Origin of the sequence: Alloyangia pacifica (genome assembly GCF_020524285.1) — a bacterium.
GTDB classification, from domain to species: domain Bacteria; phylum Pseudomonadota; class Alphaproteobacteria; order Rhodobacterales; family Rhodobacteraceae; genus Salipiger; species Salipiger pacificus_B.
In genome coordinates, this window is sequence record NZ_JAIVKX010000009.1 from 45,644 (window position 1) to 71,298 (window position 25,655).

The window sequence follows — 25,655 nt, forward strand, 5'->3', positions numbered from 1 at the left end:
GCCAATTTCCGGAACTCAGGGAGGAGGAGAGAGTTCCAGGAAAACCCGATGACGCATCGCTGCGTCGTGAGAAGAAATTAACCCGCGCGAACACGCGGAACAACGGACAGGTTTGCAGACCCGGTCTGACCTCAGCGCATGGCAAGAGCGCGAGGCGCGACATGACCCAACTGCAAGGCACAACGCGATTTTCCGGCCGTCGGCACCCACGCCGAATGCCGCCAGCACGATACGCGGAGGAATTGCTCACGAAATGAGCAATTGCCCCGGCGGCAGCTGCGACAAATGCGACGAAACTGCAATTTTGCGGGGATCCGTGTTGCGTTGCCCGCCTGCATGTCATGTAAGAAAAGGTATCCGGCCGCCCCAAAACCTCCCAAGGGGCGACCGGATCGCTGAAGATGGCTACTCCTCCCAAAGCGCCATCTTCCTGGTCGGCCTGCTGGACTTCGCATCCGGTGGGCCGACCCAAATTCCGCGTGGCCCACCACACATGAAGATTCTGTTACTGTCCAGCGGATTTTTTCGCGGCAGGTCTTGAACCTTGCGCTCCGGCTCCCAATCCGCTGCCACCCCTGATGCGAAAAGCAAAAGGTTCTGAGGGGTTTGAAAGCGCGCGGCCGAGGCCTATACCAAAGGCGAAAGTCGACGCAAGGAGAGCAGGACTATGGCCAATCCCACCGCCGCCATGCTGGTCATCGGGGACGAGATTCTCTCGGGGCGCACCCGTGATTCCAACATGCATTACCTTGCGCAAGCCTTGACCAAGCAGGGCATCGACCTGCGCGAAGCGCGCATGGTCTCGGACGATCAGGAGGCCATCGTCGCCGCGGTCAAGACTCTCAGCGACTCGGTTGACCACCTCTTCACCTCGGGCGGCATCGGCCCGACCCATGACGACATCACCGCCGACGCTGTGGCCGCCGCCTTCGGCGCCTCGATCGGCGTGCGGCAGGATGCCTACGACCTGCTCGCGGCCCACTACCAGCGCCAGGGTTCCGAGTTCAACGAGGCCCGCCAGCGCATGGCCCGCATCCCCGAAGGCGCCACGCTGATCGACAACCCGGTCTCCATTGCGCCCGGCTTCACGCTTGGCAACGTGCACGTCATGGCGGGCGTGCCCTCGGTCTTCGAGGCGATGGTGGCGAGCGTTCTGCCGACGCTGACCGGCGGTGCCCCGCTGCTGTCGCAATCGCTGCGCATCCAGCGCGGCGAGGGCGAGATCGCCGGCCCCCTCTCGGCGCTGGCCGCCGAGTTCTCCGACCTGTCGATCGGCTCCTACCCGTTCCAGAAAGACGGCGTCTACGGCGCGAACATCGTCATCCGCGGCGCCGAGGGTGCGCGGGTTGATGCGGCAATGACACGGCTCGCGGCACTCTTTCCCGAGAGCTGAGCCCGCGCCCGGCGGCAGCGATTGCCCTCGGCCAGCCCTGCCGCCATAGATAGGGACAAAGACCGTAACCCGTTCCGGCCCGCGGGGGCGCCCTGCCCGCTTCCGCCGCCGGCAGAGTGCAAGAATGACGCCAGACCTGCCCCGCCTCTACGCCACGCTCGACGCCACCTGGCCCGCCGCCTCGACGGTCGCGGCAGGCCCCTGGCTGCTGCGCCAGGGCGCCGGCGGCGGCAAGCGGGTGTCCTGCATCACCGCTGAGGATGGCTGGAGCCCGGACGACCTGCAGGCCGCCGAACAGGCGCAGCGCATGCTGCAGCAGCAGCCGCTCTTCATGATCCGCGCCGGCGAGACGGCGCTCGACGTGGCGCTGGAGTCGCGCGGCTATGATCTCATCGACCCGGTCAACCTCTGGGTCTGCAAGATCGGCAAGCTCACCGACCCGCCCCCGCACCGGATGAGCGCCTTTGCGCTCTGGGAGCCGTTGGCGGTCATGCGCGAGATCTGGGAAGAGGGCGGCATCGGCCCTGCGCGGGTCGGGGTCATGGAGCGCGCGCGCGGCCCGAAGACCGGCCTGCTTGGGCGGGTGTCGGACAAGCCCGCCGGCGCAGGCTACTGCGCCATCCACGACGGCATCGCCATGGTCCACGCGCTGGAGGTACGCGCGGCGCACCGCGGCAAGGGCGTCGGCACCGCCATGATGCGCCGCGCCGCGATCTGGGCCGAGGGCAAGGGGGCGCAGTACATGTCGCTGGCCTGCCTGACCGACAATGACGCGGCGAACGGGCTCTATGCTTCCCTCGGGATGGGGCTTGTGGGACAGTACCACTACCGCATCAAGCCCGGACATTGAGCCCATGACCAAGGACCTGCCCACCGCCCTCGATCTGCCGATGGTCGACCCGCTGCCCGAGCGGACGCAAAAGTATTTCGATGTCTGCGAAGAGAAGCTGGGCATGGTGCCGAACGTGCTAAAAGCCCACGCCTTCGACAGCGCCAAGCTCGACGCCTTCACCGGTCTCTACAACGAGCTGATGCTGGCGGACTCGGGCCTCAGCAAGCTCGAACGCGAGATGATCGCCGTGGTGGTCTCGTCGATCAACCGCTGCTTCTACTGCCTGACAGCCCATGGCGCCGCCGTGCGCGCGCTGTCCGGCGATCCGAAACTGGGCGAGATGCTGGTGATGAACTGGCGCGTCGCCGACCTCAACCACCGCCACCGCGCCATGCTGCACTTCGCCGAGAAGATGACCAAGAGCAGCGCCGAGATCGCCGAATACGACCGCGAGGCGCTGCGCGACGCGGGCTTCTCCGAGCGCGATATCTGGGACATCGTCAACGTGGCGGCGTTCTTCAACATGACCAACCGGGTGGCCAGTGCCACCGATATGCGGCCGAATGACGACTACCACGCGCAGGCGCGCTGAGCGCCTTCTTTCCGGGCTGGCCCTGGCAACCCTTGCCGCCCTGCCCGTCCGGGCCTTCGACCTCGCGCTGCCCGGCTCCGCCCGGCTGGCGGAAGAGCGCATCACCGATCCCGGCAGCTACGCCGTGCCGATCGCCCCCTGGACCGAGATGGAGGGGGTGCTCACCGAGACAGCCGAGGGCCGCATCCAGCGGCAGGCCTGGCGGATCGAGGCCTCCGGCCTCACGGTGCTGCAGATCATGGCACCGCTGCGCACCCAGCTCGAGAGCGCCGGCTGGGAAATCCTGCTCGACTGCGCCGCGCGCGACTGCGGCGGTTTCGATTTCCGCTTCGCGACCGAGGTGATGCGCGGCCCGGCGATGTACGTCGACCTGAGCAGCTACCGGTTCCTGTCTGCCCGTGGCCCCGCCGGCGATTACCTGTCGCTGATGGTGAGCCGCAGCCCCGCCGCCGGTTTCGTGCAGGTGATCCGGACCTCTCCCGCCTCTGCCCCGCAGGCGCCCGATGCGGGGGAACGTCCAGCGCCCGTGGTCACCAGCGAAATGCCCGACCTCATCCAGACGCTCGAGGCAGAGGGGCACGCGGTGCTCGATGACCTGACCTTCGCCAGCGGCGCCGACGAGCTGGAGCCGGGCGAGGTGCCCTCGCTCGACGAACTGGCGGAATTTCTTGCCGCCGATCCGGCGCGGCGGGTGCTCTTTGTCGGTCATACCGATGCCACCGGCTCGGCGGCGGCCAACGTCGAGATCTCGCGCCGCCGCGCGCGCGCCGCGCGCGGCTACCTGCTGGACAAGGGTTTGCCGGAAAGCCAGATGGAAGCGGATGGCGCGGGCTATCTCGCGCCGATCGCGAGCAATCTCAGCGACACGGGCCGCGAGGCCAACCGGCGTGTCGAAGTCGTGCTGCTGCCTGCCGTGGAGTGAGCCGGGCCCCGCCCCGGGTCACCATCCCGGCTTTGGGCCAAGGGTCAGGGGGCGACGTCGCCGATCCGCCCGGCCACCGTCGCGCCCTGTTCTCGCAGCGCGCTGTCGAGGTAGGACTCGAACTGCATGGCCAGCTCGCGGGCCGGACCGCCGGTTTCCGTGCGCGACAGGATCACCCGGCGCGCGGAGTCGTATTCGGGCAGCACCCGGGTCAGGCGCCCGACGCTGAGATCCCGCGCCACCACGAAATCGGGCAGGCAGGCGATGCCGAGCCCGGCAAGACAGGCCTCGAGCACCGACCGCGCGTCCGACATCTCGATGCGGCGCTCGGCGGTCACCGGGGTCACCGCGCCGCGCCGGTCGGTCAGCGTCCAGATCACGCCATCCTGCTCGGTCGGCAGGTGCAGCAGCCGGTGGCCCGCCAGGTCGCTGGCGCTCTCGGGTCGGCCCTGCGTCGCGAGATAGAGCGACGAGGCCACCACCACATGGGTACTGACCGCCAGCGGCCGGCCGTCCATCGCCTCGCCGGTCTCGGTGCTGAGCGTCAGGTCGCAGCCTTCGGAGCCCGCCGACTCGAAGACGATCGAGCTGTCGGGGTGCGAGGTGAGAAACCGGCCCAGCCGGGGTAGGATCATATGCTCGACCAGTTCAGACGGTGCAGCCACCCGCAGCGCACAGCTCTGCGGCTCGGCGAGCGCGCGGGCGCAGGTGTCGGCCCAATCCGCCTCGGCGAGCAGCTGGCGGGTCCAGCGGTAGTAGTGGTTGCCCTCGGTCGTGGGACGCACCTGGCGGGTGGTGCGTTCAAAGAGCTTGAGGCCGAGCCGACGCTCCAGCGCCGCCACGTTCTTGGAGACCGCGGCCTTGGACATGCCAAGCGCTTCCGCCGCAGCGGTGAAGCCGCCGTGGTCCATCACGTGGGTGAAGGCGCGCAGTTCGGCAAACTTGTCCATCAAGACTCTCCAGATACCAAGGGCACTCGTGACCCGCCCGCGCTTATGTCTCGTGGGCGACAGTTTTTCAACATTGTTAATAACAATGTCATAGACTTTCCTGCTTCCTGCCGTAATCTGAGGCAGATGGACAGCATAGCAAGCCGCAGCCACCGCGAAGAGAAAAGCGCAGCAACCAGAGCGCGTCTTATGGCCGCTGCCCGCCACCTCTTCGACGAGCAGGGCTATCACAATGTCTCGGTCACGCAAATCGCCCGGATGGCCGGCGTCACCCACGCGATGATCAACGTGTATTTCCACTCGAAGGCCGGGCTTCTCTACGCGCTGATCCAGGAAAACAATGCGTCTCAAATAGATAGGCTGGCGGGATCCGTTCCGCTGCACGGCAGCTTCGACGAGAAGCTGCACCACATCGTGACGGTCTACGCCGAGGGGGATCTCGAAGATCCGCGACTTCTCGCCGTGATGCAGGCCTATTTCTGGCAATGGCCTGCCGAAACGGAGACCCACAACCGCCTGCAATTGAGGCAGGCCCTCGCGCCGCTCCGCCAGGCCATGCGGGACTCGCGCCGGTTCAGCCACCGCACCGAGGAGGAGCTCGACGATGCGCTCGAGGCCTTCTATGCGATCTACACCCACGGGCTGCGGCCCGCGGTCTATCACGATGCCAGCGTTTCAGAATGCATCGAAGCGATTCTGCGCCGCAGCGTGATGATGTTCGACGGGCTCGCACAGACCGCGCGCTCGGTCACCTAGCCCAAGAGCCACCCGCCGAGATAGGCCTGCCCCGTCGCGGCAAAAAAACGCCCCGGCTTGAAACCGGGGCGCAGTTAGGGCCTACGAGTTCAGCCCGAGGAAAACAAGGTTACCAGTCGTGCGGGCCTTTCTCTGCGAAGGCATGCACGAGGAAATCGATGAAGGCGCGGACCTTCGGCTGGGTAAAGCGGCCCGGCGGGTAGACGGCGTAGATCCCCTGCGTCTCCATCGGCAGGTCAGGGATCGCATCCTCGACGAGCCCCTGCTTCATCGCGTCCGCATAGAGATAGGACGGCAGGTAGGCGATGCCGAGACCGGCGATACAGGCGTTGAGCAGCGATTGCCCGTCGTTCACCGACAGCCAGCCGGCCGTACGCACCTGGCGCTTCTCGCCCGAGGGCGCGGTCACTTTCCAGACGTTGCCCGAGGACTGGTTGGAATAATGCAGCAGCTTGTGCTCGTTGAGGTCGTCGATCCGCTGCGGGCGCCCAAACCGCTGGAAGTAGTTCGGCGAGGCGATCATCCGCTTGGTGGTGTCGGTCAGCTTGCGGGCCCGCAAGGTGCTGTCCTCGAGCTCGCCGATGCGCACGGCCATGTCGAAGCCTTCCGAGATCAACTCGACGTAGCGATTGTTGAGCACCATGTTGACGGTGATATCGGGAAACTCGGCCAGGAACTCTCCCAGCACTGGGCTCAGGTGGTTCACCCCGAAGTCCGTGGCGACCGAAATACGCAGCAGCCCCGAGGGCGCCGATTGCATCGAGGTGACCAACGCGTCGGCCTCCCCAGCGTCGTTCAGCACCCGGCGGGCACGGTCGTAATAGGCCAAGCCGATCTCGGTGGGCGAGACTCGGCGCGTGGTACGGTTCAGCAGCCGGGCGCCGAGGCGGGCCTCCAGCGAGGATACATGCTTCGAGACGGCCGATTTGGAAATTCCCATCTTCTTCGCAGCGTCGGTGAAACCGCCCTGGTCCACCACCGTTGCAAAGGCCTCCATTTCGGTCAGCCGATCCATACCCGTCACCTCGTAAACGTTCTTCCCAAACGACTATTGCCCCGGATTGGGGCAGGACTTGGACGGAGCGAGGACAATATCGCGGTTTTACCGCGCACTGTACTTGACCCCGAAACCGGGAGGTAAAATCTGCGGCAGAAGTGTTTCCGCGTTCAGAACAACCATGTCCGACCTCCTCTCCCCTCCGATCTCGCCACCGCCCGCGGGACACAATCGCGGCCCGGCGCTGCAGCCCGTGTCCTTGCTGGCGGTCGAGCGCTGGCGCCGCGCCAAGGCTGCGCGCAAGGCGCCCTCGGGCGTGGCGCTGCGGATGCAGATCCGCCGCGCGCGCGAGCTGGGCATGGCGCCGGGAGACTACCTCTCGCTGCGCGCCTTCTGCGGCACCGACATAAGCGCCGTCGCCTTCATGCCCGATGCGCTGGGGTTGCGGATGGGCCGGGTGCTGTCGATGCCCGAGCAAATCCGCCTCCGGCTGCGCGCCATGCAGGACGTGCACCTGCTGTGTTTTGCCCCGCCCGAGGAGCCTCCTGAGGGCTTCCGCGAGGATCTCGGTGCCCTGACCGGCTGCGCGTTCTCCGGATGCGCCCCCTGCCCCGCGCGCCCGTTGCCCTGGCCCGAAGCCCGCGCGGCGGCCCGCGCGCTGCTCGACCCGCTGCACCTCACCGGCGCGGCGGTGCTGCTGGTCGGCGCGGGCGAGATCGCCACCCAGCTCTACGGCGCGGCGCGTCTTGGCGGGCAGATGTCGCCGGACGAGTTCTTCGGCTCCGGCACCTCTGCCTGACACAGCAAAAGACCGCGCCGGTTGCCCGGCGCGGCCAGTGGTCACAAAACGGCACGGAAGGGTCAGGCCGCCTTGCGATCGTGTTGGCCCTCTTCGATCTCCTCGACGATCTTCGAGACGAAGGCCTTGAGGTCATCGGGCTTGCGGCTGGTGATGATGCCCTTGTCGCAGGCGACCGGCACGTCGACCCAGTTGCCGCCCGCGTTCACCACGTCGGTCTTGATCGAATGGTAGGAGGTCACCTCGCGGCCCTTCAGGATGCCCGCCTCGACCAGCACCCAGGGTGCGTGGCACACGGCGGCGATCACCTTGCCCTCGTTGTGGAAGTCCTTGACGAGGTTGATCACCGCGGGCTCGACCCGCAGCAGGTCGGGGTTGATCTGGCCGCCGGGGATCACCAGCGCATCGTAGTCATGCGAATTGACGTCGGCGATCTTGGCCTCGGCTTCGGCCTCGCGGCCCCAGTCCGTGCCTTCCCAGCCCTTGATGGCCTTGCCTTCGAGCGTGGCCACATGGACCTCTGCGCCCTTCACGCGCAGCTGGTCACGGGGGAATTCCAGTTCCGACTGTTCGAAACCGTTGGTGGAGATAATGAGGATCTTGGCGTTACTGATGGCAGTCATGTCGTGCCTCCTTCCATCTGTCTTGCAGTCCGGCGCCATTTTCGGCGCGTCTGGATATGCAACGGGAAGGTCCCGGGCCGTGTTCCGACGAACACGGACACGGGTTTTTGAAAGCTCAGCGGGAACCCGCGGCACGGATGCATCCCGGGCGGGCGCACTCGGGAACAGAGGGAAAACCGCTCAGGCGCGGGCGCTGCGGGTCCAGGGCTCGGCGCCTTTCACATCGACGAAGACGCGGTAGACCGAGCTCGTCGCGGTAATGTACATGCGCTGCCCGTCCGGGCCGCCGAAACAGAGGTTGGCCACCACCTCGGGCACAAGGATCTTGCCCAGAAGCGTGCCGTCGGGCGCGAAGCAATGCACCCCGTCGCCGGCCGAGGACCAGAGGTTGCCCTCCAAGTCGCAGCGCATCCCGTCCGGCAGCCCGCAGTCGAGCGTGGCGAAATCGCCGAGCGGCGTCAGAGTGCCGCCGTCCACCGCGTACTTGCGGATCACCGAGGGGACGCTGTCGTCGTGGCTCGAACCGCTCTCGGCCACGTAGAGGACGGACTCGTCCGGCGAGAAGCACAGGCCGTTCGGTTGCGCGAAATCCGAGATCACCGGCTCAGGCGCGCCGCCCTCCGGCGGGATGCGGAAGACATTGCGCGCGGATAGCTCGGGCTCGGCGCGGTTGCCCTCGAAATTCGAGATGATGCCGTAGGTCGGGTCGGTGAACCACACGGCGCCGTCGGAGCTGACCACAACGTCATTCGGCGAGTTGAGCCGCTTGCCCCCGTGCTCGGAGGCGAGCACGGTCAGCGCGCCGTCATACTCGGTCCGCACCACGTCCCGCGTGCCGTGCCGGCACCCCACCAGCCGTCCCCAGGGGTCGCGGGTGTTGCCGTTGTTGAACTGGCTCTGTTCGCGGTAGACGCTGAGCCCCTGCCCCTCGGTCCATTGGTAGAGGGTCTGCGAGGGGATCTCGGAGAAGATCAGCGCGTTTCGGTCGCCGAACCAGACCGGCCCCTCGGTCCAGGTAAACCCGGTGCAGAGCTGTTCCAGCTTGCCCATCGGGTGCACGAGGCGGCGGAACCTCTCGTCATGGATCTCCAGGTGCTCGGGCGTGCGGATCATCGCTGGACCCTCCTCGTGCTGGCGGCAATGACGATGCCGATGATGATGAGACCGGTCAGAACCATGCGCACCCCGGCGCCCGCGCCGTAGGAGTTGAGCATGGAGACGACGAGGAACATGAAGAGCGAGGCGCCCCAGACGCCGGGCACGTTGGAAAAGCCCCCGGCGATGGAGGTGCCGCCGATGACCACCACGGCGATGGACATCAGCAGGTATTCCGCCCCCATGTTCAGCGCCGCGCCGCCCGAGAAGCTGGCCAGCAGGTAGCCCGCTATGGCCGCAAAGACGGTGACGGCGACATAGGTCGCGGCCCGCACCGCCTCGACCGGCACACCGGCCAGCCGCGCGGCGCGCAGGTTCTGCCCCGAGGCCAGCAGCCAGCGCCCCCAGACCGAGCGTTCCAGAAGTACCCAGATCAGCAGCGACAGGCCCAGCCCCACGAGCGCGACGTTCGGGATCCCCAGCGTACGCCCGGTGGCGAACTCGGCGAGCCCGGCAGGCGGCTTGATGCGCAGTCCCCGGTTCGACCAGATCGCCAGCGACTGGTAGAGCAGCGAGGCGGCGAGCGTGGCGATAATGGGCGGCAGCCGCAGCAGGTAGATCAGCGCGAAATTGGCAAGGCCGGTGCCGAGGCCGACGAGCACCGCCACGCCCAGCCCCATCCAGGCCGTGCCGGGGTCCGAGCCCATGGCCTTCAGGGCCAGAGTGCCCGAGAGTGTCATGGTGGCCGGGATCGACAGGTCGACGTTGCCCGGCCCCAGCGTGATCACCAGCATCTGCCCGAGTCCGACAATCGCGGCGAAGGCGCCGAAGCTGAGCGCGGCATAGGCCAGCTCTCCGGCACCGCGCCCCTCGGTCAGTGCAACGGTGAGCGCAAAGGCGGCGGCAGCGGCGACCCAGGACCAGAGCCAGGGTTTTTGGATGAGTTTCATGCGCGCCTCCTCCTCACGCCTGCGCGTCGCGGCGGGTGAACAGAAGCCGCGCCGTCAGGACAAGGATCAGGATCGCCCCCTGCGCGCCGATCTGCCAATCGGGCGAGAGCCGCAGGAAGCTCAGGAAGGAGGCCGCGAGCGTCAGCGTCAGGGCACCGATCACCGCGCCGACGGGGCTCACCTTGCCGCCGGTGAACTCGCCGCCGCCGAGGATCACCCCGGCGATGGACAGCAGCGTGTAGCGCAGCGCGATATTGGCATCGGCCGAGGTGGTGAGCCCGACCAGCGCCATGCCCGCGAAGACCCCGAAGAGCCCCGCCAGCCCGTAGGCCAGCGCCTTCAGCCGCACCACCGGCCAGCCGGCGCGCTGCACCGAGCGGTCGTTGCCGCCGACCCCGCGCAGCACCGTGCCGATGCCGGAGCGGATGATCAGCAGATGGGTGACCACCGCGATGATCACCGACGCGCAGACCGCCATGGGGATGTAGGGCGGCTTGACGGTCATCAGCGCGCGCAGCCAGCCGGGGCTGGCGCCGCCGGGTGACGGCAGGATGAACAGAGCCAGCCCGCCCCAGACGAAGGACATGCCCAGGGTCACCACGATGGCGGGCAGATCGAGCGCGTGGATCACCGCCCCGAGCGCGGCATAGCACAACACCAGCGCCAGCAGGATCAGCACGCCCAGCATCGGGCTGTCGTTGAGGAAGGTCGCCGTCACGCAGGCCACCAGCGACACGAAGGCGCCGAGCGACAGGTCGATGTCGTTGACCATGATGATCATCATCTGCGCGATGGTCGCCAGCGCGATGGGCACGGCGAGGTTGAACAGCAGGTTGAGCCCGAAGTAGCTCATCGCCCGCGGCTGCATGTAGAAGGTCGCCGCCAGCAGCACCGCCAGAGAGACCACGGGCAAGAGGATCCGGTATTTCGCAAACAGCTTCACCTCACGCCCCTTCCATCTCGAAAGAAGCCTCGAGGATGCGCTCCTCGGTGATCTCGTCGCCGGTCAGCTCGGCGGAGATCTCGCCGTTGCGGAAGACGAAGACGCGGTCGCACTGGCAGACCTCCTCTGTCTCGGTCGAATACCAAAGGAAGGTGCGGCCCTTGGCGGCCTCGGCGCGGATCATTGCATAGACGTCCTGTTTGGTGCCCACGTCGACGCCGCGCATCGGATCGTCCATCACCACCACCGGGGCGGCGGAGGCGAGCGCGCGGGCGAAGAGCACCTTCTGCTGGTTGCCGCCCGAGAGCGACAGGATGGGGTTGGTCACGTCGTCGGTGCGGATGCCGATGCGTTTCTTCCACTCGGCGATGATCTCGGTTTCTCGGGTCCGGTCGACCATCCCGCGCCTGGCGATCTGCGGCAGGATCGAGATCGAGGCATTGCGCAGGATCGACCAGAGCGGCAACACGCCATCGCGCCCCCGGTCCCCGGCGACGAAGACCAGCCCCGCCTCGCGCGGACTGCGCCACGAGGAGGTGGCCCCGAGATAGAGCCGGGCCAGCGCCTCGGCCTGGCCGTGCCCGGCCAGCCCCGACAGCCCGACAATCTCGCCCTCGCGGGCGCGCAGCCCCTCGGGCGTGTGCACGACTTCCGCGCCCTGCACCCGCGCCGCCTGCGCCGCGGCGCCCTCGGCGGCGACGTGGCCCATGGCATCCACCAGCCCCTGCCGGGTGAACCCCCCGGCGGGTTTCTCGGCGACGACCTTGCCGTCCTTCATCACGAGAATGCGGGTCGCGACCTCGAAAATCTCTCCCAGCATGTGAGAGATGAAGATCACCGCACCGCCGTCCGCGCAGAACCGCTTGATATGGGCAAGAAGCTGTTCGGCAATGCCGGCATCCAGCGACGAGGTGGGCTCGTCGAGGATGACCAGCTTCGCCTCGGTTCCGCGCGGAGCGAAGCCGATGGCGATCTCGACCATCTGCCGCTCGGCGATGGTGAGCGTGTCGACCGGCGCATCGGCGTCGATGCCGTTGCCGGGGAAGACCTGATCCAGCGCGGCGCGGATCTCGACCCGCGCCGGCCCGCGCCAGTTCATGCCCTTGAGGGCCGAATGCGAAATGCGCAGGTTCTCGGCCACCGTGAGGTTCGGGCAGAGCGAGAGTTCCTGGAACACCGAGCGCACCCCGGCGGCCAGCGCCGTCGTTCCGCCGGAGGCGGGAAAGGCCACGCTGCCCGAGGTGGGCGCGAGCCCGCCATTGACCACGTTGACGAGCGTGGATTTCCCGGCGCCGTTGTGGCCGACGAGGCCGAGGCAGTCACCGGGAGAGATGGACAGGCTCACGCCGTCGAGCGCCCTGACCGGACCGAAGTGCTTGGCGGCTTCGGTCAGGGCGACGATCGGCGCAGCCGAAGGGGCTGCGGTACTCATGCTGTGTTACATCGCCTCGGAAATCACGGCCTTGGCATCGTCGAGCGAGTAGACGGTATTGGCGACCGAGCCCTCGGGGGTGGTCTCCAGCGCCTCGTCCAGCGTGTCCTGCGTCACCTTCAGGAAGGGCACGGTCAGGTCCTTGGGCACCTCGGCGCCATCGAGGATCTGCTGCGCCACCCAGAAGGCCAGCGAGGCCACGCCGGGCGCGATCGACAGCGACATGGTCTCGTAGCCGTTGGCGTCGCGCTGCTCGGCCCACCACTGCATCTCGTCCTGGCGGTTGCCGAGCACGATGAGTGGCGTGTCGCGGCCTGCGGCCTTGAAGGCCTGCGCCGCACCGTAGCCATCGCCGCCCTGGGTCACCACGCCGACCACGTCGGGCAGCGAGGGCAGCACGCCCGCCACGGCCTTCTGCGCCACGTCCTGCGCCCAGTCCCCATGCACCGAGCCGACGATCTCGAACTGGTCGTTCTCGGCGACGCCTTCCTCGATGCCCGCGTGGATCTCATCATCCACGAAGACCCCGGCAAGGCCGCGGATCTCCAGCAGGTTGCCGCCCTCGGGCAGGCGGCTTGCCAGGTATTCGACCTGCTCCTTGCCCATCGCCTTGAAATCCACAGCGATGCGCCACGCGCAGGGCGCGGTGACGATGCCGTCGAAGCTGACCACGGTGACACCGGCGTTGCAGGCCTCTTCAACCGCGCCGTTCAGCGCCGTCGGCGAGGCGGCGTTGAGGATGATCGCATCATAGCCCTGCAGGATCATGTTCTGGATCTGCGCGGCCTGCTCGGTGGCCTGGTTCTCGGAGGTCGTATAGGCGTCCGCCGCGGCGACGACGCCCTCGTCCACCGCCTGCGCGCCAACCTCCTCGAAGGTCTGCAGCATCGCCTGCCGCCACGAGTTGCCGGCGTAGTTGTTGGACAGCGCGATGCGCTTGCCCGAAGTGTCGGCAAATGCGCCGCCCGCCGCCATGGCAAGCCCCGCTGCGCCGAGCAGCATCATTGTCTTGGTCATTCTCCCTCCCATCGCCCTATTCCGGGCGCTCACTGGATGCCCGTCCTCCACGGGCACGCTCATGCTGCCCTTGCGGAAGCTGCGCGTAAAGTGTGCATCCCGCAGAACACTTGCGGGCTTCCGCAGTTTCTCTGCGGGAAAGGGTGTTTTCTTCTTCGGCAAGACGCGCCATCTTGCGGAGACGCGCAAGAGGAGGCGCGTGGGGAGGGATCATGAGTTTACCGCAGACGGCCGGGGCCGCGCGTTTCAGGCGCGCGCCCGCCAGTGCGCCGCCGGACAATCAGGACATCGGCGGCTTCACAGCCGGGCCAGACACCGCCGAGGTCTTCGGGCGCATTGCCGCGCGACTCTCCGGCGAGGTCGAGATCGGCTCGGCGCTCAGCGCCGTCGCGCCCGAGATCGCCAGCGTCCTGCCCTTCAGCCACATCGACATCTGCCTGCACGACACGCCCGGCTGGGTGGTCAGCTTCGAGGCCGGGATCGAGACGCGCTGGTCGCAGCGCCGCACCCGGGTGCAGTACTCGCCGGTGCGCGACGTGCTGCAGGGACACAGCGCGGCCATGCTCTCCGCCAATGCAATGGAGGATCCGCAGCAGACCTTCCCCGGCGCCTGCTGCGAGCCGATCCTGAACCATCGGCTGCGCGCCCGGATCAACGTGCCGCTGCGGGTCATGGGCAAGGTCACCGGCACGCTCAATGTCTCGCATGGCACCGAGGGTTTCTACACCGAGAGCCACCTGCCGCTGGCGCAGGCGCTGGCCGACCTGCTCGCCCCGTGGTTCCACGCGCTGCACGGCGCGGCGAGGGCCAGCCAGGCGGCGCAGCTGCGCGCGCGGGCGCAGGAACAGGCCGAGGGGCTGCGACAGGGCGCGCTGGAGCTGACCCAGACCCTCGAGCAGGAACGCCAGCGCATCGGCATGGACCTGCACGACCAGACCCTCGCCGATCTCACCCGCATCCTGCGCGAGCTGACCGGCGAGGCGCCGCTTGACCGCGACCTTCTGGCAGAGCGCGTTACCGACACGATCGACGACCTGCGCGCGCTGATCGACACCGCCGTGCCCACCCTGCTCGACCTCTTCGGTTTTGCGCATGCAGTGCGCGTGCATCTCGAGCGCGCCGTCGGCGCCGAGCCCGTCGAGGTGGATGTCGAGGACGAGACCGACGGCGCCCCCGACCGGCTGGGCGCCACCGCACGCACCGCGCTCTTCCGCATCACGCAGGAGGCGATCAACAATGCCGCCCGCCACGCCGGCGCGCGGCGCATCCTCGTCACCGTCACGTCCGAACCGCAGGACCGGCTGCGCATCACCATCAGCGACGACGGCATCGGAATCGGCCCCGAGGTCGGTCGCCGCTCGGGCCTGTCACACCTGCGCACCCGCGCCCATCTCATCGGCGCGGATCTCGAGATCGTCGCCGACGCGGGCACCCGCGTCACCGTCACTCTTCCGGAAGCCCCGTATGAAAGGCCAGACCGCATGAAAGTCCTGCCCCGATGAAAGTCCTGCTTGTCGAGGATGACCAGTTCCACGCCTCCTACCTCCAGGATGCGCTTGCCGAGGCGCTGCCCGAAGTGACCGAGATGCTGCATGCCACCGACGGCGCCGCCGGCGAGGCCGAGGCCCGCGACGCCCGCATCGAGGCGGTGGTCATGGACCTGCAGATGGACGGGCGCAACGGCATCGAGGCCGCCCGCGCGATCTGGGCCGAGCGGCCGGGCACGCGCATCCTCTTCTGGTCGAACTACTCCGACGAGGCCTACCTGCGCGGCATCTCGCGGATCGTGCCCGAGGACAGCGCCTACGGCTACGTGCTGAAGACCGCCACCCGCGAGCGGCTGAAGCTGGCGCTGCGCGCGGTGCTGCTCGAGGGGCAGATCATGGTCGACCGCGAGATCCACCGACTGCAGCGCCGCAGCGCGAGCCCGCGCAACGCGCTCGACGACAGCGAATACGCGGTGCTGCTGGATCTGGCGCTGGGGCTGCAGGACAAGCTGATCGCCGAGCGCCGCGGCATGTCCCTGCGTACGGTGCAGAACCGGCTGCTGTCGCTCTACGACAAGCTCGGGGTGGACGGCGAGGAGATCGGCCCGGCGCTCAACAAGCGGGTGAAGGCGCTCTCGCGGGCCTTCACCACCCGCACGCTGAACGTCGAGACGCTGGAGAGCGCGCAGCGCGACTACGAGCGCTGGCTGGCGGGGCGGGCAAGGTCGGTGCACTAGGGGCGCAGCGGGAGCCGGGCGAGCGCTGGCCCGTGGGATGGCTCGGCAACGGTCGAGGTCTAGGCTTTGTCCCGGCCAAGTCCGGACAAGACCCTGACGTTGCACACCAGTGCCAAAGCGCCAGCCTTCGGGTACAGGCCGGCGCTCGCCCGGTCGCTTCGCCTGGAGTCCGGTCGGGTTGGCGCGACGATCACTGCGCAGCCGCGCAAGGATCAGCCGCCCCTTACACACCCTCTTGGCGCAGCCGCGCGGCAAGGCTACACCGGCCTTCCCGAAGACCCAGAGGAGGCCGCAGCCGTGGACACCCAGACCCGTATCGCCAGCACCATCGCCCGGGAAATCCAGGCCAGTCCGAAACAGGTGACGGCGGCGGTCGAGCTGCTCGACGGCGGCGCCACGGTGCCCTTCGTGGCGCGCTACCGGAAAGAAGTGACAGGCGGTCTCGACGACACCCAGCTGCGCAACCTGTCAGAACGCCTCACCTACCTGCGCGAGCTGGAAGCCCGCCGCGTGGCCATCCGCGACTCGATCAAGGAGCAGGGCAAGCTGACCGATGGGCTCGAAAAGTCCATCGCCGGGGCCGAGACCAAGGCCGCGCTCGAAGACATCTACCTGCCCTACAAGCCCAAGCGCCGCACCCGCGCGATGATCGCCCGCGAGAACGGGCTCGAGCCGCTGCTGCGCGCCATCGAGAATGACCGCAGCGCCGATCCCGCCAAGCTGGCCGAAGCCTACCTCGGCCAGACCGTTGCCGACGTGAAGGCGGCACTGGAAGGCGCGCGCGACATTCTCGGCGAGGAGCTGACCGAGAACGCCGCCCTTCTGGGCACCCTGCGCGAGTTCATGCGCGCCGAGGCTTTCATTTCGGCCAAGGTCGCGCCGGGCAAGGAGCAGGAGGGCGCCAAGTTCTCCGACTATTTCGACCACCGCGAGAAATGGGCCGATATCCCCTCGCACCGCGCGCTGGCGATCCTGCGCGCCTCGAAGGAGGAAGTGGTCACCGTCGACATCGCCCCCGACCCCGAGACCTCGACGCGCCGCGGTGAGGACATCGTGGCCACCGCCATCGGAATCCCCGGCAATGCCCCCGGCGACCAGTGGCTGCGCGGCGTTGCCGAGTGGACGTGGCGGGTGAAGCTGAGCCTGTCGATGTACGTCGACCTGATGACCGAGCTGCGCCGCCGCGCCCATGAAGAGGCGATCAACGTCTTTGCCCTCAACCTCAAGGACCTGCTGCTCGCCGCCCCGGCTGGCTCGAAGGCGACGCTGGGCCTCGATCCGGGCATCCGCACCGGAGTGAAATGCGCCGTGGTGGATGCCACCGGCAAGCTTCTGGATACGGCGACGATCTACCCGTTTCAGCCGAAGAACGACACGCGCGGCGCCACCGCCACGCTGATGGAGCTGATCGCCCGCCACAAGATCGAGCTCATTGCCATCGGCAATGGCACCGCCAGCCGCGAGACCGAGCGCCTCGTCGGCGACGTGCTGAAACTGCTGCCCGCCGCGGTGAAGAAGCCGACAAAGGTGGTGGTGTCCGAGGCCGGCGCCTCGGTCTACTCCGCCTCCGAAACAGCGGCCAAGGAATTCCCCGATCTCGACGTCAGCCTGCGCGGCGCCGTGTCCATTGCCCGCCGCCTGCAGGATCCGCTGGCCGAACTGGTGAAGATCACGCCCCAGAGCATCGGCGTCGGCCAGTACCAGCATGACGTCGACCAGCGCAAACTGGCGCAGTCGCTCGAGGCGGTGGTCGAGGACGCGGTGAACGCCGTGGGGGTCGATCTCAACACCGCCTCCGCGCCGCTGCTGGCCCATGTCGCGGGCCTCGGCCCGTCGTTGGCGCAGTCCATCGTCAGCCACCGCGACAGCACCGGCGCCTTTCCCTCGCGCAAGGCGCTGCTGAAAGTGGCGGGGCTGGGGCCGAAGGCCTTCGAGCAATGCGCCGGCTTCCTGCGCATCCGCGACGGCATCGAGCCGCTGGATGCCTCCTCGGTGCACCCGGAAGCCTACGGCGTGGCGCGCAAGATCGTCGCCGCCTGCGGCCGCGACATCCGCCAGATCATGGGCCAGCCGCAGGCGCTCAAGGGCCTGCGCGCCGAGGAGTTCGTCGACGGCGCCTTCGGCCTGCCCACCGTGCGCGACATCCTGTCGGAGCTGGAAAAGCCCGGCCGCGATCCGCGCCCCGACTTCGTCACCGCCAGCTTCACCGATGGCGTCGAGGAGATCACCGACCTGCGTCCCGGCATGATGCTCGAGGGCACGGTGACCAACGTCACGGCCTTCGGTGCCTTCGTCGACATCGGCGTGCACCAGGACGGGCTGGTGCATGTCAGCCAGCTTGCCGACCGTTTCGTGAAGGATCCGCACGAGGTGGTGAAGGCCGGCGACGTGGTGAAGGTCCGCGTCACCGAGGTCGACGTGCCGCGCAAGCGGATCGGCCTGTCGATGCGCAAGGATGGCAGCGGCCGCGAGGCCGCGCAGGAACGGCGTGGGGCGCCCGACAGGGGCGCGCAGGGCAAGGGTGGCCCGAAGGGCGGGCCTGGTGGCGGCCGGGGCGGCAAGGGCCCGCGGGGACCGATGAACGCCGGGCCGAAGGACGGCTCGGGCGGCGGTCAGGGCGCGCTCGGCGCGGCGCTGATGGACGCGATGAAGAAAAAGCACTGATCTCGGGACTCCGCGCGCCGGGTGGGCAACCGCCGTTCGGCGCGCGGTACACCATGGGGCTTTCGCCGTGCCCCCGCGTCTGCCGTCTTGACTTGCGCGCGGAACTGGGCGCAAGGCAGGCGCGGGGCTCCTTTGCGCCTGCCTTCCCTGGAATCATCAGATCGTGTCCACCAACCCCTATGAACTGGCCGGGTTCTACGCGTCGGCCATCGCCGCGGGCCGGCACCGCGCCATCGTCGGCGGACGCTGGGAAGAAACCGGGCGGATCGAGATGTCGATCCTGCAGGACGCCGGCCTGCTGCCGCACCACCACCTGCTCGACATCGGAGCGGGATCGCTGCGGCTCGGCTGCAAGGCCGTGCCCTATCTCGACCCCGGCCATTACTGGGCCACGGATGCCTCGCGCGAGATCCTCCTGGCCGGGCACGGGGCGGAGCTCGGGGATCCGGCGCGGCTCGATCCCGCGCGGTTGATCGAGGACGCGCGCTTCGATTTCCCCGGTGTGCCGGACAGCATCACCCATGCCATCGCCTTCGCGGTCTTCCCGCATCTGCCCATGGCCTACCTGCGCCGCGCGCTGATCAACCTGCGCCGGTTCGAACGGCTGGAGCAGTTCTTCTTCACCGTCTTCCTCGCCCCCGACCCGGTGAGCGCGATGCGGCCCTATCGCCAGCCCGACGGCGTGGTGACCCATGACATCCGTGCGCCCTACCACATCCTCGCCGAGGACGTGGTGCACCTGGCGCAGGGCAGCGGCTGGACGGTCGCGCGCGGCGCGGTGATGCTGCCGCGCGGCCAGGTGCTCTTCACCGCGCGGCCCCTGCGGGCCTGAGTCGACAGCGGCACAAAGTGGCCTGCCCGGCTCGCCGGGCAGGCGCGTCCTCAGGCGGCCAGCTCGCGCTGCACCAGTTCGACCCAGTAGCGCATGCCCGGCAAGATCGCCTCGTCGTTGAAGTTGTAGGCGGCATTGTGCAGTTCAGCGCTGTCGCCGTTACCGTACCAGACGATGGCGCCGGGGCGTGCCTCGAGCATGTAGGAGAAATCCTCGGAGCCCATCATCCGGTCGCAATCGTCGTCGACATTCTCGGCCCCCGCAACCGCCGCCGCCGCGCCCACGGCCACGGCCGCCTTGGCCGGATCGTTGGCGGTCACCGGATAGCCCGGACGCCAGTCGAGCTCGGCCTCGCAGCCGAACTGCTCAGCGCCGGCGTTGAGCATGCGGCGCAGGTGTCCCTCGATCTCGGCACGGGTGTCGGAATTCATCGTGCGGATGGTGCCGCCGAAGACCGCGGTGTCGGGGATCACGTTCAGCGCCCCGCTTGAACCGGCATCAAGATAGGTGATCGAAACAACCACCTGGTCGAAAGGGTCCGAAAAGCGCGAGACCAGCGTCTGCGCCGAGGCAATGAGATGCGCCGCCGCGACCACCGGGTCAATCGACATGGTCGGCGCCGAGGCATGGCCACCGCGCCCGGAGACGGTCACCATGAAGCGATCGCCGCCCGCCATCAGCGGGCCGGGCCGGGTGGCGAACTGGCCGACCGGCAGGCCCGGCTTGTTGTGCATGGCGTAGACGCTGTCGATGCCGAAGCGCTCGAGCAGCCCCTCCTCGATCATCGTGCGCGCGCCCGCGCCGCCCTCTTCGGCGGGCTGGAAGATCAGCGCCACGGTGCCGGCGAAGTCGCGGCTCTGGCAGAGGTACTGCGCGGCGGCGAGCAGCGTCGCCGTGTGCCCGTCGTGGCCGCAGGCATGCATCATGCCGGGCACCTTCGAGGCGTAGGGAAGGTTGGTCTTCTCGTCCATCGGCAGCGCGTCCATGTCGGCGCGCAGGCCGATCACCGGGCCGTCGCCCCTGGCGCCCTTGATCAGCGCCACGATGCCGGTCTTGGCAATGCCGGTCGCGATCTCGTCGACACCGAAGCCCTTCAGCTTCTCCTCGACGAAGGCGGCGGTCTTGTGCAGCTCGTAGAGCAGTTCGGGCTGCTCGTGGATGCTTCGTCGCCAGTCTTTCGCGTCTTCTGCGATGCGGGCCATGTCTTCTGCGTGGGTCACGCGGTCTCTCCTGTTGTCCCGATCCGGCAGGGGCGCCACGGGCGGGCGGCGGCATCGCGGCACGCGGCAGAAGCATCGGGAGGACGGCTCCGCAAGGACGTGGGGATGCGCGCGACCGGGCGCCCGTTTCGGGAGCCCGCCGGATCACCCGCGCACGGTCGCAGAAACCGGACGCGAGGCCAAGGTGCTCAGAGAGAATCTTCGACCCGGAACCCCTCGGGAATGGCATCGCGCCCGTCGAGCAGCAGGTCGGCCATGACCTGCGCCACCTTGGGGCCCATGCCAAAGCCGATCTTGAAACCGCCATTGGCGATGAAATGCCCCTCGCGCCCCGGCCAGGCGCCGAGCATCGGCGCGCGGCTGCGGGCGCGCGGACGCACCCCGGCCCAGCGTTCGATCACCTCCGCGCCTGCCAGCGCCGGGACCGCCAGCGCGGCGCGCGCGACGAGGTCGTCGCATTGCTCGTCAGTGGCCGCAGGGTCGTCGAAGTCGCGCTCCGAGGTCGATCCGATCGCCACGGTGCCATCGGCGTGCGGCACCACGTGCAGCCCCTCGGCGTAGATCTGCGGTACCGCGCCCGCGTCAAAGCGCAGGCTCACCGACTGCCCCTTCACGCCGGTGCCGACGGTCTTGCCAAGCACCCGCGACAGCTCCTGCAGGCCGCGCCAGCCGGTGGCCCAGAGCACCCGTCCCGCGTCCTCGGCCTCGGGCTGCACCTCGACCCCGCGCGCCGCAAGCGCCGCGACCAGCGCCGCGCAGGCCCGGCGCGGGTTCATCCGGGCGGTGAGCGTGTCGCGCACCAAAAGGCCCGAGGGCGACACCGGCGCCCACGGGCCGGCCTGGGTCGCCTCGATCACCTGCCAGACCGCATTGTCGCCCCAAAGCTCGCGCGCCGTGACCTCGCGCCCGCGCGCCAGCGCCACCGCCTTGTCGTCCGTCAAAGGCTGCAGCCGCCCGAGCCTCCCGTAGCCCGCCGAAACGCCGCCCGCCGCCTCGACGCTCGCCCAGAACTCGCCGGCCATCAGCAGGCTGTCGAGCTGGAAGGCCTTCTTCGGGTTCCAGTTCTCGGGCACATGCGGGGCCAGCGCGCCGACCTGCCCGCCGCTCGATCCGGAGCCCGCGCCAAAGGGGTCGACCACCTGCACGCGTGCGCCGCGCTGCACGCAGGCCCAGGCGATCGACAGGCCGAAAACCCCCGCCCCGCGCACCGTCACATCCACGCCGTTCTGCCCGCTTGCCATTCTGCCGTCTCCGCTTCATGTAGGATCACAGTTCTAGGACAGGTGCGCAGAATGAGCCAGCCCGACACCCCGGAGTGGCGCGACGGAGACGTTCCGGTCTCGCCGCGCTTCGACGACCCCTACTACTCGCTGGAAAACGGCCTGTCGGAGACCCGGCACACCTTTCACGCGGGCAACGATCTGCCCGCGCGGCTGCGCGACGGCTTCCACGTGGCCGAGCTCGGTTTCGGCACCGGGCTCAACCTGCTGGCGACGCTGGCGCTGTGGCGCGTGGCGGGCATTCCCGGCACCCTGCGCTTCACCAGCTTCGAGGCCTTCCCGCTCACGGCGGATGACATGCTGCGCGCGCAGGCGGCCTTCCCCGAGCTGTCGGAGATCGCCGCAGAGCTGGCGCCCTTCTGGCAGCAGAACGCTCGGGAGATCGCCCTGCCCGACCTGCAATTCACGATGGTCGAGGGCGATGCCCGGCAGACCCTGCCCGCCTGGAAGGATCACGCCGATGCCTGGTTCCTCGACGGCTTCTCGCCTGCCAAGAATCCCGAGCTCTGGGGGCCGGACCTGATGACCGAGGTCGCCCGCCACACCGCCCCCGGCGGCAGCGCCGCGACCTATACCGCCGCGGGCCACGTGCGCCGCGCACTGACCGAGTCCGGCTTCGAGGTCGAACGCCGCCCCGGCCACGGCCGCAAGCGCCACATGACCGTCGCAAGGAAGCCCTGAATGGCCCAGCAGGACACCCGCCTCGGCATCTGGCTGATGGTGCTCACCACCTTCATCTTCGCGCTGCAGGACGGCCTGTCGCGGCACCTGTCGGAGGCCACCAACGTCTACATGGTGACGATGGTGCGCTACTGGTTCTTCGCGGTCTTCGTGCTGACCATCGCGGCGCGCAGCAAGGGCGGGCTGCGGGCCGCAGCGAAGAGCGGCCAGCCGTTCCTTCAGGCCTTCCGCGGCGTGCTGCTGGTGCTCGAAATCTGCGTGATGGTGACCTCCTTCGTCTACCTCGGGCTGGTCGAGGCGCATGCGGTCTTTGCCTGCTACCCGCTGCTGATCGCCGCGCTCTCCGGCCCTGTGCTGGGCGAGAAGGTCGGCTGGCGGCGCTGGACCGCGATCGGCATCGGCTTTGTCGGCATCCTCATCATCCTGCAGCCTTCGGGCGGCGTGTTCTCGCCGCTCTCGGCGATCCCGCTGCTGGCGGCGCTGATGTTCGCCCTCTACGGGCTGCTCACCCGCCGCGTCGCGCGCACCGACAGCGCGGCGACCTCCTTCTTCTGGACCGGCGTGGCGGGCGTTGTGACGGCGACGCTGATCGGCATGTGGTTCTGGGAGCCGATGAGCCTGCCGGACTGGGGCATGATGGCGCTGCTCTGCCTGAGCGGGGCCACCGGCCACTACACGCTGATCAAGTGCTACGAGGTCGCCGAGGCCTCGGCGGTGCAGCCCTTCGCCTACCTGCAGCTGGTCTTTGCCTCGGCGCTGGGGATGCTGGTCTTCGGCGAGACGCTGCGGCCCAACGTGGCGCTCGGCGCCGGGATCATCGTCTGCGCGGGCATCTTCACGCTGATCCGGGCGCGCAAGGCCGCGCAGGGCTGAGCCCGGCGGGCCCGCGGCCCGCTGCAGCCGCCGCGCATGGCGCAGACGGAGAGGCGCCGCCCGGCGATGACCGGGCCCGGCGCACTCCGGCCGTGTCGGCGGCGTCTCGGCAATTTATCCTTGATTACGCTAGGTAAATGGCGACGATGATACACGTAAAGGTAGCAGGTGACTCGATTTTCAGCCTGCGCCGGACTTTGAGAGATCGATTCTGACATAGCCCTTCGACCCAGAAAGGCCTCTTCATGGCACGCCATTTCGCCTCCGTCCTGCTCTCCACCACATTGCTCGCGACGCCGCTCGCCGCCCAGGTGACCACCGACGCCGGGACCATCGACCCCGAGAAGATCGAGCGCTTCTTCAACCAGCCGGGCTATTCGCCCTATGCCGGGCGCAGCTTCCCGACCCGCCCGCTCTGGGGCGAACAGCACCTGCACACCTCCTGGTCGCCGGACGCCTTCGCGGGCGGGACGCGAGTCGGGCCGGACGACGCGCTGCGCTATGCCGAGGGCGAGGAGATCACCTCGAGCACCGGCCAGCAGGTCAGGCTGTCGCGCCCCTACGACTGGATGGTGGTCGCCGACCACTCGGACGCGCTCGGGATCGTGGCCAGCATATACGAAGGGGATCCCGCCCTGCTCGCAGATCCTGTCCTCAAGCGCTGGCACGACGGCATGCAGCAGGGCGGCGAGGCAGCCACCGCGGTGGTGATGGAGATGATCACCGCTCAGGGCGAGGGCAACGTGCCCGAGGCGATGACCGACCCCGAGACCCAGATGGACATGTGGACGAACATGACGGGCATCGTGGAGAGCCACAACAAGCCCGGCCAGTTCACCGCGCTCATCGGCTACGAGTGGACGTCGAACTACGGCGGCGGCAACAACCTGCACCGCAACGTCATCTATCGCGACGACAAGTATTTCGCCGACCAGGTGCGGCCGCTGACCACCTTTGACACCGAGCAGCCGCGCGAGCTCTGGGACTGGATGCAGGCCTATGAGGACAAGACCGGCGGCCGCCTGCTGGCCATCCCGCACAACGGCAACCTGTCGAACGGGCTGATGTTCGCTACGGAAACTCCGGACGGCAATCCAATCGACGCCGAATGGGCCGAAAAGCGCGCCCGCTGGGAGCCGCTCTACGAGGTGACCCAGAGCAAGGGCACCTCGGAACAGCACCCCTCGCTCGCGCCATCGGACGAATTCGCCAACTTCGAGCTCTGGGACAAGGGCAACCTCAACGTGGTGCCGAAAGAGCCCGGTATGATCGAATATGAATACGCCCGCCAGGCGCTGAAGCGCGGCCTGCTGCTCGAGGACGAATTCGGCACCAACCCCTTCAAGTTCGGCCTCGTCGGCTCCACTGACGATCACACGGGGGTCTCGTCGGCCGAGGAGAACAACTTCTGGGGCAAGTTCCCGGCCAGCGAACCGGGGCCGGAGCGATCGACCGGCAACGCCTTCGACTTCGAGGGCCGCACGGTGAAGGACTGGCAGCTCGGCGCCTCGGGTCTGACCGCGGTCTGGGCCCGCGAGAACACCCGCGCGGCGATCTGGGACGCGATGAAGCGCAAGGAGGTCTACGGCACCACCGGCACGCGCATCGGGCTGCGCTTCTTCGGCGGCTGGGAATTCGAGGAGGCCGACGCTCTGGGCCGGAACCCGGGCACCGTCGGCTACGGCAAGGGCGTACCCATGGGCGCCGACCTGATGCCCGCGCCGGAGGGGGCCGAGGCGCCGAGCTTCCTCGTCGCGGCGCTCAAGGATCCCTTCTCGGGCAACCTCGATCGCATCCAGATCATCAAGGGCTGGGTCGACGCGGACGGCGCGATGCAGGAGAAGATCTTCGACGTCGTCTGGTCCGGCGACCGCACGCCCGGCGAGGACGGAAAACTGCCATCGGTCGGCAACACCGTCGATGTGCCGACCGCCACCTTCACCAACACCATCGGCGCGCCCGAGCTGATCACCGTCTGGACCGATCCCGAGTTCGACCCGGCGCTCGACGCCTTCTACTACGCCCGCGTGCTGGAGATCCCGACACCGCGCTGGACGGCCTATGACGCCGCCTACTTCGAGGAGTCGAACTTCCCCGAGGATACGGTGATGGAGGTGATCGAACGCGCCTATTCCTCGCCGATCTGGTATTCTGCGGGCGAGTGATCATGAGCGGGTTTGGAACCGAGGTCTCCCTCGACCGCCCGTTTGACGAGGCGGTCGAGGCGGTGACCGCGGCGCTGGCCGCCGAGGGCTTCGGGGTGATCTCGCGGATCGACCTCGACAAGGCCTTCGCGGAGAAGCTGGGCACGGCGTTTCGCCGCTACACCATCCTCGGCGCCTGCAACCCGGCGCTGGCGCATCGGGCGGTCACCGCACGCCCCGACGTGGGGCTGCTGCTGCCCTGCAACGTCACCATCGAGGAGGCGCCGGGTGGCGCGCTGGTGCGGCTGGTGGACGCCGGGCAGATGATGGCGATGGGCGATCTCGGCGACGTGCCCGAGATCGCCGAGCTCGCCGCGGACGCGGGCGCCCGGCTGGACCGGGTCGCGACGGCGCTGCGCGGCGGCTGACGGCGGAA

General features: G+C 68.4%; 24 protein-coding genes. 14 read left to right on the forward strand and 10 right to left on the reverse strand.

Annotation, left to right across the window (positions count from 1 at the left end; all coding sequences use genetic code 11):
- The first annotated feature begins 667 nt into the window (after positions 1-667).
- The 4 genes from LC039_RS13420 (at position 668) to LC039_RS13435 (ending at position 3,739) form a co-directional block, all read left to right on the forward strand.
- On the forward strand, positions 668-1,393 hold the full coding sequence (locus tag LC039_RS13420) for a competence/damage-inducible protein A (protein ID WP_226624992.1): 726 nt from the start codon (positions 668-670) through the stop codon (positions 1,391-1,393).
- Between the two features lie 124 nt (positions 1,394-1,517).
- Positions 1,518-2,243, forward strand: a complete 726-nt coding sequence (locus tag LC039_RS13425) for a GNAT family N-acetyltransferase (protein ID WP_226624994.1) — start codon at positions 1,518-1,520, stop codon at positions 2,241-2,243.
- Between the two features lie 4 nt (positions 2,244-2,247).
- On the forward strand, positions 2,248-2,817 hold the full coding sequence (locus LC039_RS13430) for a peroxidase-related enzyme (RefSeq protein ID WP_226624996.1): 570 nt from the start codon (positions 2,248-2,250) through the stop codon (positions 2,815-2,817).
- Positions 2,789-3,739 (forward strand): OmpA family protein, encoded by a 951-nt coding sequence (locus tag LC039_RS13435; protein ID WP_226624998.1) that lies wholly within the window; start codon positions 2,789-2,791, stop codon positions 3,737-3,739. The genes LC039_RS13430 and LC039_RS13435 overlap by 29 nt, the downstream gene beginning before the upstream one ends.
- Before the next feature lie 44 nt (positions 3,740-3,783).
- Here the strand turns inward: LC039_RS13435 and LC039_RS13440 are convergent, their stop codons facing one another.
- A complete protein-coding gene (locus tag LC039_RS13440) occupies positions 3,784-4,689 on the reverse strand; it encodes a LysR family transcriptional regulator (RefSeq protein ID WP_226624999.1) in 906 nt (301 codons plus the stop codon).
- 189 nt (positions 4,690-4,878) lie between these two features.
- On the opposite strand from LC039_RS13440, the gene LC039_RS13445 reads away from it, so the two are divergent.
- A complete protein-coding gene (locus tag LC039_RS13445; RefSeq protein WP_226625001.1) occupies positions 4,879-5,445 on the forward strand; it encodes a TetR/AcrR family transcriptional regulator in 567 nt (188 codons plus the stop codon).
- Positions 5,446-5,554: 109 nt separating this feature from the next.
- On the opposite strand, the gene LC039_RS13450 is transcribed toward LC039_RS13445, so the two are convergent.
- Positions 5,555-6,460, reverse strand: a complete 906-nt coding sequence (locus LC039_RS13450) for a LysR family transcriptional regulator (RefSeq protein WP_226625003.1) — start codon at positions 6,458-6,460, stop codon at positions 5,555-5,557.
- Between the two features lie 163 nt (positions 6,461-6,623).
- Between LC039_RS13450 and LC039_RS13455 the strand changes: the two genes are divergently transcribed.
- On the forward strand, positions 6,624-7,241 hold the full coding sequence (locus LC039_RS13455; protein ID WP_226625005.1) for a hypothetical protein: 618 nt from the start codon (positions 6,624-6,626) through the stop codon (positions 7,239-7,241).
- 62 nt (positions 7,242-7,303) lie between these two features.
- On the opposite strand, the gene LC039_RS13460 is transcribed toward LC039_RS13455, so the two are convergent.
- The 6 genes from LC039_RS13460 to LC039_RS13485 form a co-directional block, all read right to left on the reverse strand.
- Positions 7,304-7,864, reverse strand: a complete 561-nt coding sequence (locus LC039_RS13460) for a type 1 glutamine amidotransferase domain-containing protein (RefSeq protein ID WP_226625006.1) — start codon at positions 7,862-7,864, stop codon at positions 7,304-7,306.
- A gap of 180 nt (positions 7,865-8,044) precedes the next feature.
- Entirely contained in the window at positions 8,045-8,977 is a 933-nt protein-coding gene (locus LC039_RS13465) for an SMP-30/gluconolactonase/LRE family protein (protein ID WP_226625007.1), read from the reverse strand.
- Positions 8,974-9,909 carry an ABC transporter permease gene (locus LC039_RS13470; protein ID WP_226625008.1) on the reverse strand — a complete coding sequence of 312 codons (936 nt, stop codon included), beginning with the start codon at positions 9,907-9,909 and terminating at the stop codon, positions 8,974-8,976. The genes LC039_RS13465 and LC039_RS13470 overlap by 4 nt, the downstream gene beginning before the upstream one ends.
- 13 nt (positions 9,910-9,922) lie before the next feature.
- Positions 9,923-10,852, reverse strand: coding sequence for an ABC transporter permease (locus LC039_RS13475; protein WP_226625009.1), 930 nt, complete (start codon positions 10,850-10,852; stop codon positions 9,923-9,925).
- 1 nt (position 10,853) lies between these two features.
- Positions 10,854-12,284, reverse strand: coding sequence for a sugar ABC transporter ATP-binding protein (locus tag LC039_RS13480; RefSeq protein ID WP_226625010.1), 1,431 nt, complete (start codon positions 12,282-12,284; stop codon positions 10,854-10,856).
- 6 nt (positions 12,285-12,290) lie between these two features.
- The gene (locus tag LC039_RS13485; protein ID WP_226625011.1) at positions 12,291-13,301 is read right to left on the reverse strand and encodes an ABC transporter substrate-binding protein; all 1,011 of its coding nucleotides are present in this window, start codon (positions 13,299-13,301) and stop codon (positions 12,291-12,293) included.
- Between the two features lie 212 nt (positions 13,302-13,513).
- Here LC039_RS13485 and LC039_RS13490 point away from each other — a divergent pair, with 212 nt between their 5' ends.
- The 4 genes from LC039_RS13490 to LC039_RS13505 all read left to right on the forward strand — a co-directional run bounded on the left by LC039_RS13490 (position 13,514) and on the right by LC039_RS13505 (position 19,021).
- Positions 13,514-14,803 carry a sensor histidine kinase gene (locus LC039_RS13490; protein ID WP_226625012.1) on the forward strand — a complete coding sequence of 430 codons (1,290 nt, stop codon included), beginning with the start codon at positions 13,514-13,516 and terminating at the stop codon, positions 14,801-14,803.
- Complete coding sequence (locus LC039_RS13495; protein WP_226625014.1) at positions 14,800-15,525, forward strand: response regulator transcription factor; 726 nt, start codon at positions 14,800-14,802, stop codon at positions 15,523-15,525. Before LC039_RS13490 ends, LC039_RS13495 begins: the two co-directional genes overlap by 4 nt.
- Before the next feature lie 297 nt (positions 15,526-15,822).
- Positions 15,823-18,189, forward strand: coding sequence for a Tex family protein (locus LC039_RS13500; RefSeq protein WP_226625016.1), 2,367 nt, complete (start codon positions 15,823-15,825; stop codon positions 18,187-18,189).
- A gap of 163 nt (positions 18,190-18,352) precedes the next feature.
- Positions 18,353-19,021, forward strand: coding sequence for a class I SAM-dependent methyltransferase (locus LC039_RS13505; protein WP_226625018.1), 669 nt, complete (start codon positions 18,353-18,355; stop codon positions 19,019-19,021).
- A gap of 50 nt (positions 19,022-19,071) precedes the next feature.
- Here LC039_RS13505 and LC039_RS13510 read toward each other — a convergent pair whose 3' ends face one another.
- Positions 19,072-20,241 carry a M20 aminoacylase family protein gene (locus LC039_RS13510; protein ID WP_226625020.1) on the reverse strand — a complete coding sequence of 390 codons (1,170 nt, stop codon included), beginning with the start codon at positions 20,239-20,241 and terminating at the stop codon, positions 19,072-19,074.
- 188 nt (positions 20,242-20,429) lie between these two features.
- On the reverse strand, positions 20,430-21,482 hold the full coding sequence (locus LC039_RS13515; RefSeq protein WP_226625022.1) for an NAD(P)/FAD-dependent oxidoreductase: 1,053 nt from the start codon (positions 21,480-21,482) through the stop codon (positions 20,430-20,432).
- Between the two features lie 51 nt (positions 21,483-21,533).
- On the opposite strand from LC039_RS13515, the gene mnmD reads away from it, so the two are divergent.
- The 4 genes from mnmD (at position 21,534) to LC039_RS13535 (ending at position 25,647) form a co-directional block, all read left to right on the forward strand.
- The gene (gene mnmD / locus LC039_RS13520; RefSeq protein WP_226625023.1) at positions 21,534-22,202 is read left to right on the forward strand and encodes a tRNA (5-methylaminomethyl-2-thiouridine)(34)-methyltransferase MnmD; all 669 of its coding nucleotides are present in this window, start codon (positions 21,534-21,536) and stop codon (positions 22,200-22,202) included.
- Positions 22,203-23,075, forward strand: coding sequence for a DMT family transporter (locus LC039_RS13525; RefSeq protein ID WP_226625024.1), 873 nt, complete (start codon positions 22,203-22,205; stop codon positions 23,073-23,075).
- A gap of 245 nt (positions 23,076-23,320) precedes the next feature.
- Positions 23,321-25,240 carry a DUF3604 domain-containing protein gene (locus LC039_RS13530; RefSeq protein ID WP_226625025.1) on the forward strand — a complete coding sequence of 640 codons (1,920 nt, stop codon included), beginning with the start codon at positions 23,321-23,323 and terminating at the stop codon, positions 25,238-25,240.
- Between the two features lie 2 nt (positions 25,241-25,242).
- Complete coding sequence (locus tag LC039_RS13535) at positions 25,243-25,647, forward strand: DUF302 domain-containing protein (protein WP_226625026.1); 405 nt, start codon at positions 25,243-25,245, stop codon at positions 25,645-25,647.
- The last annotated feature ends 8 nt before the right edge of the window (positions 25,648-25,655 follow it).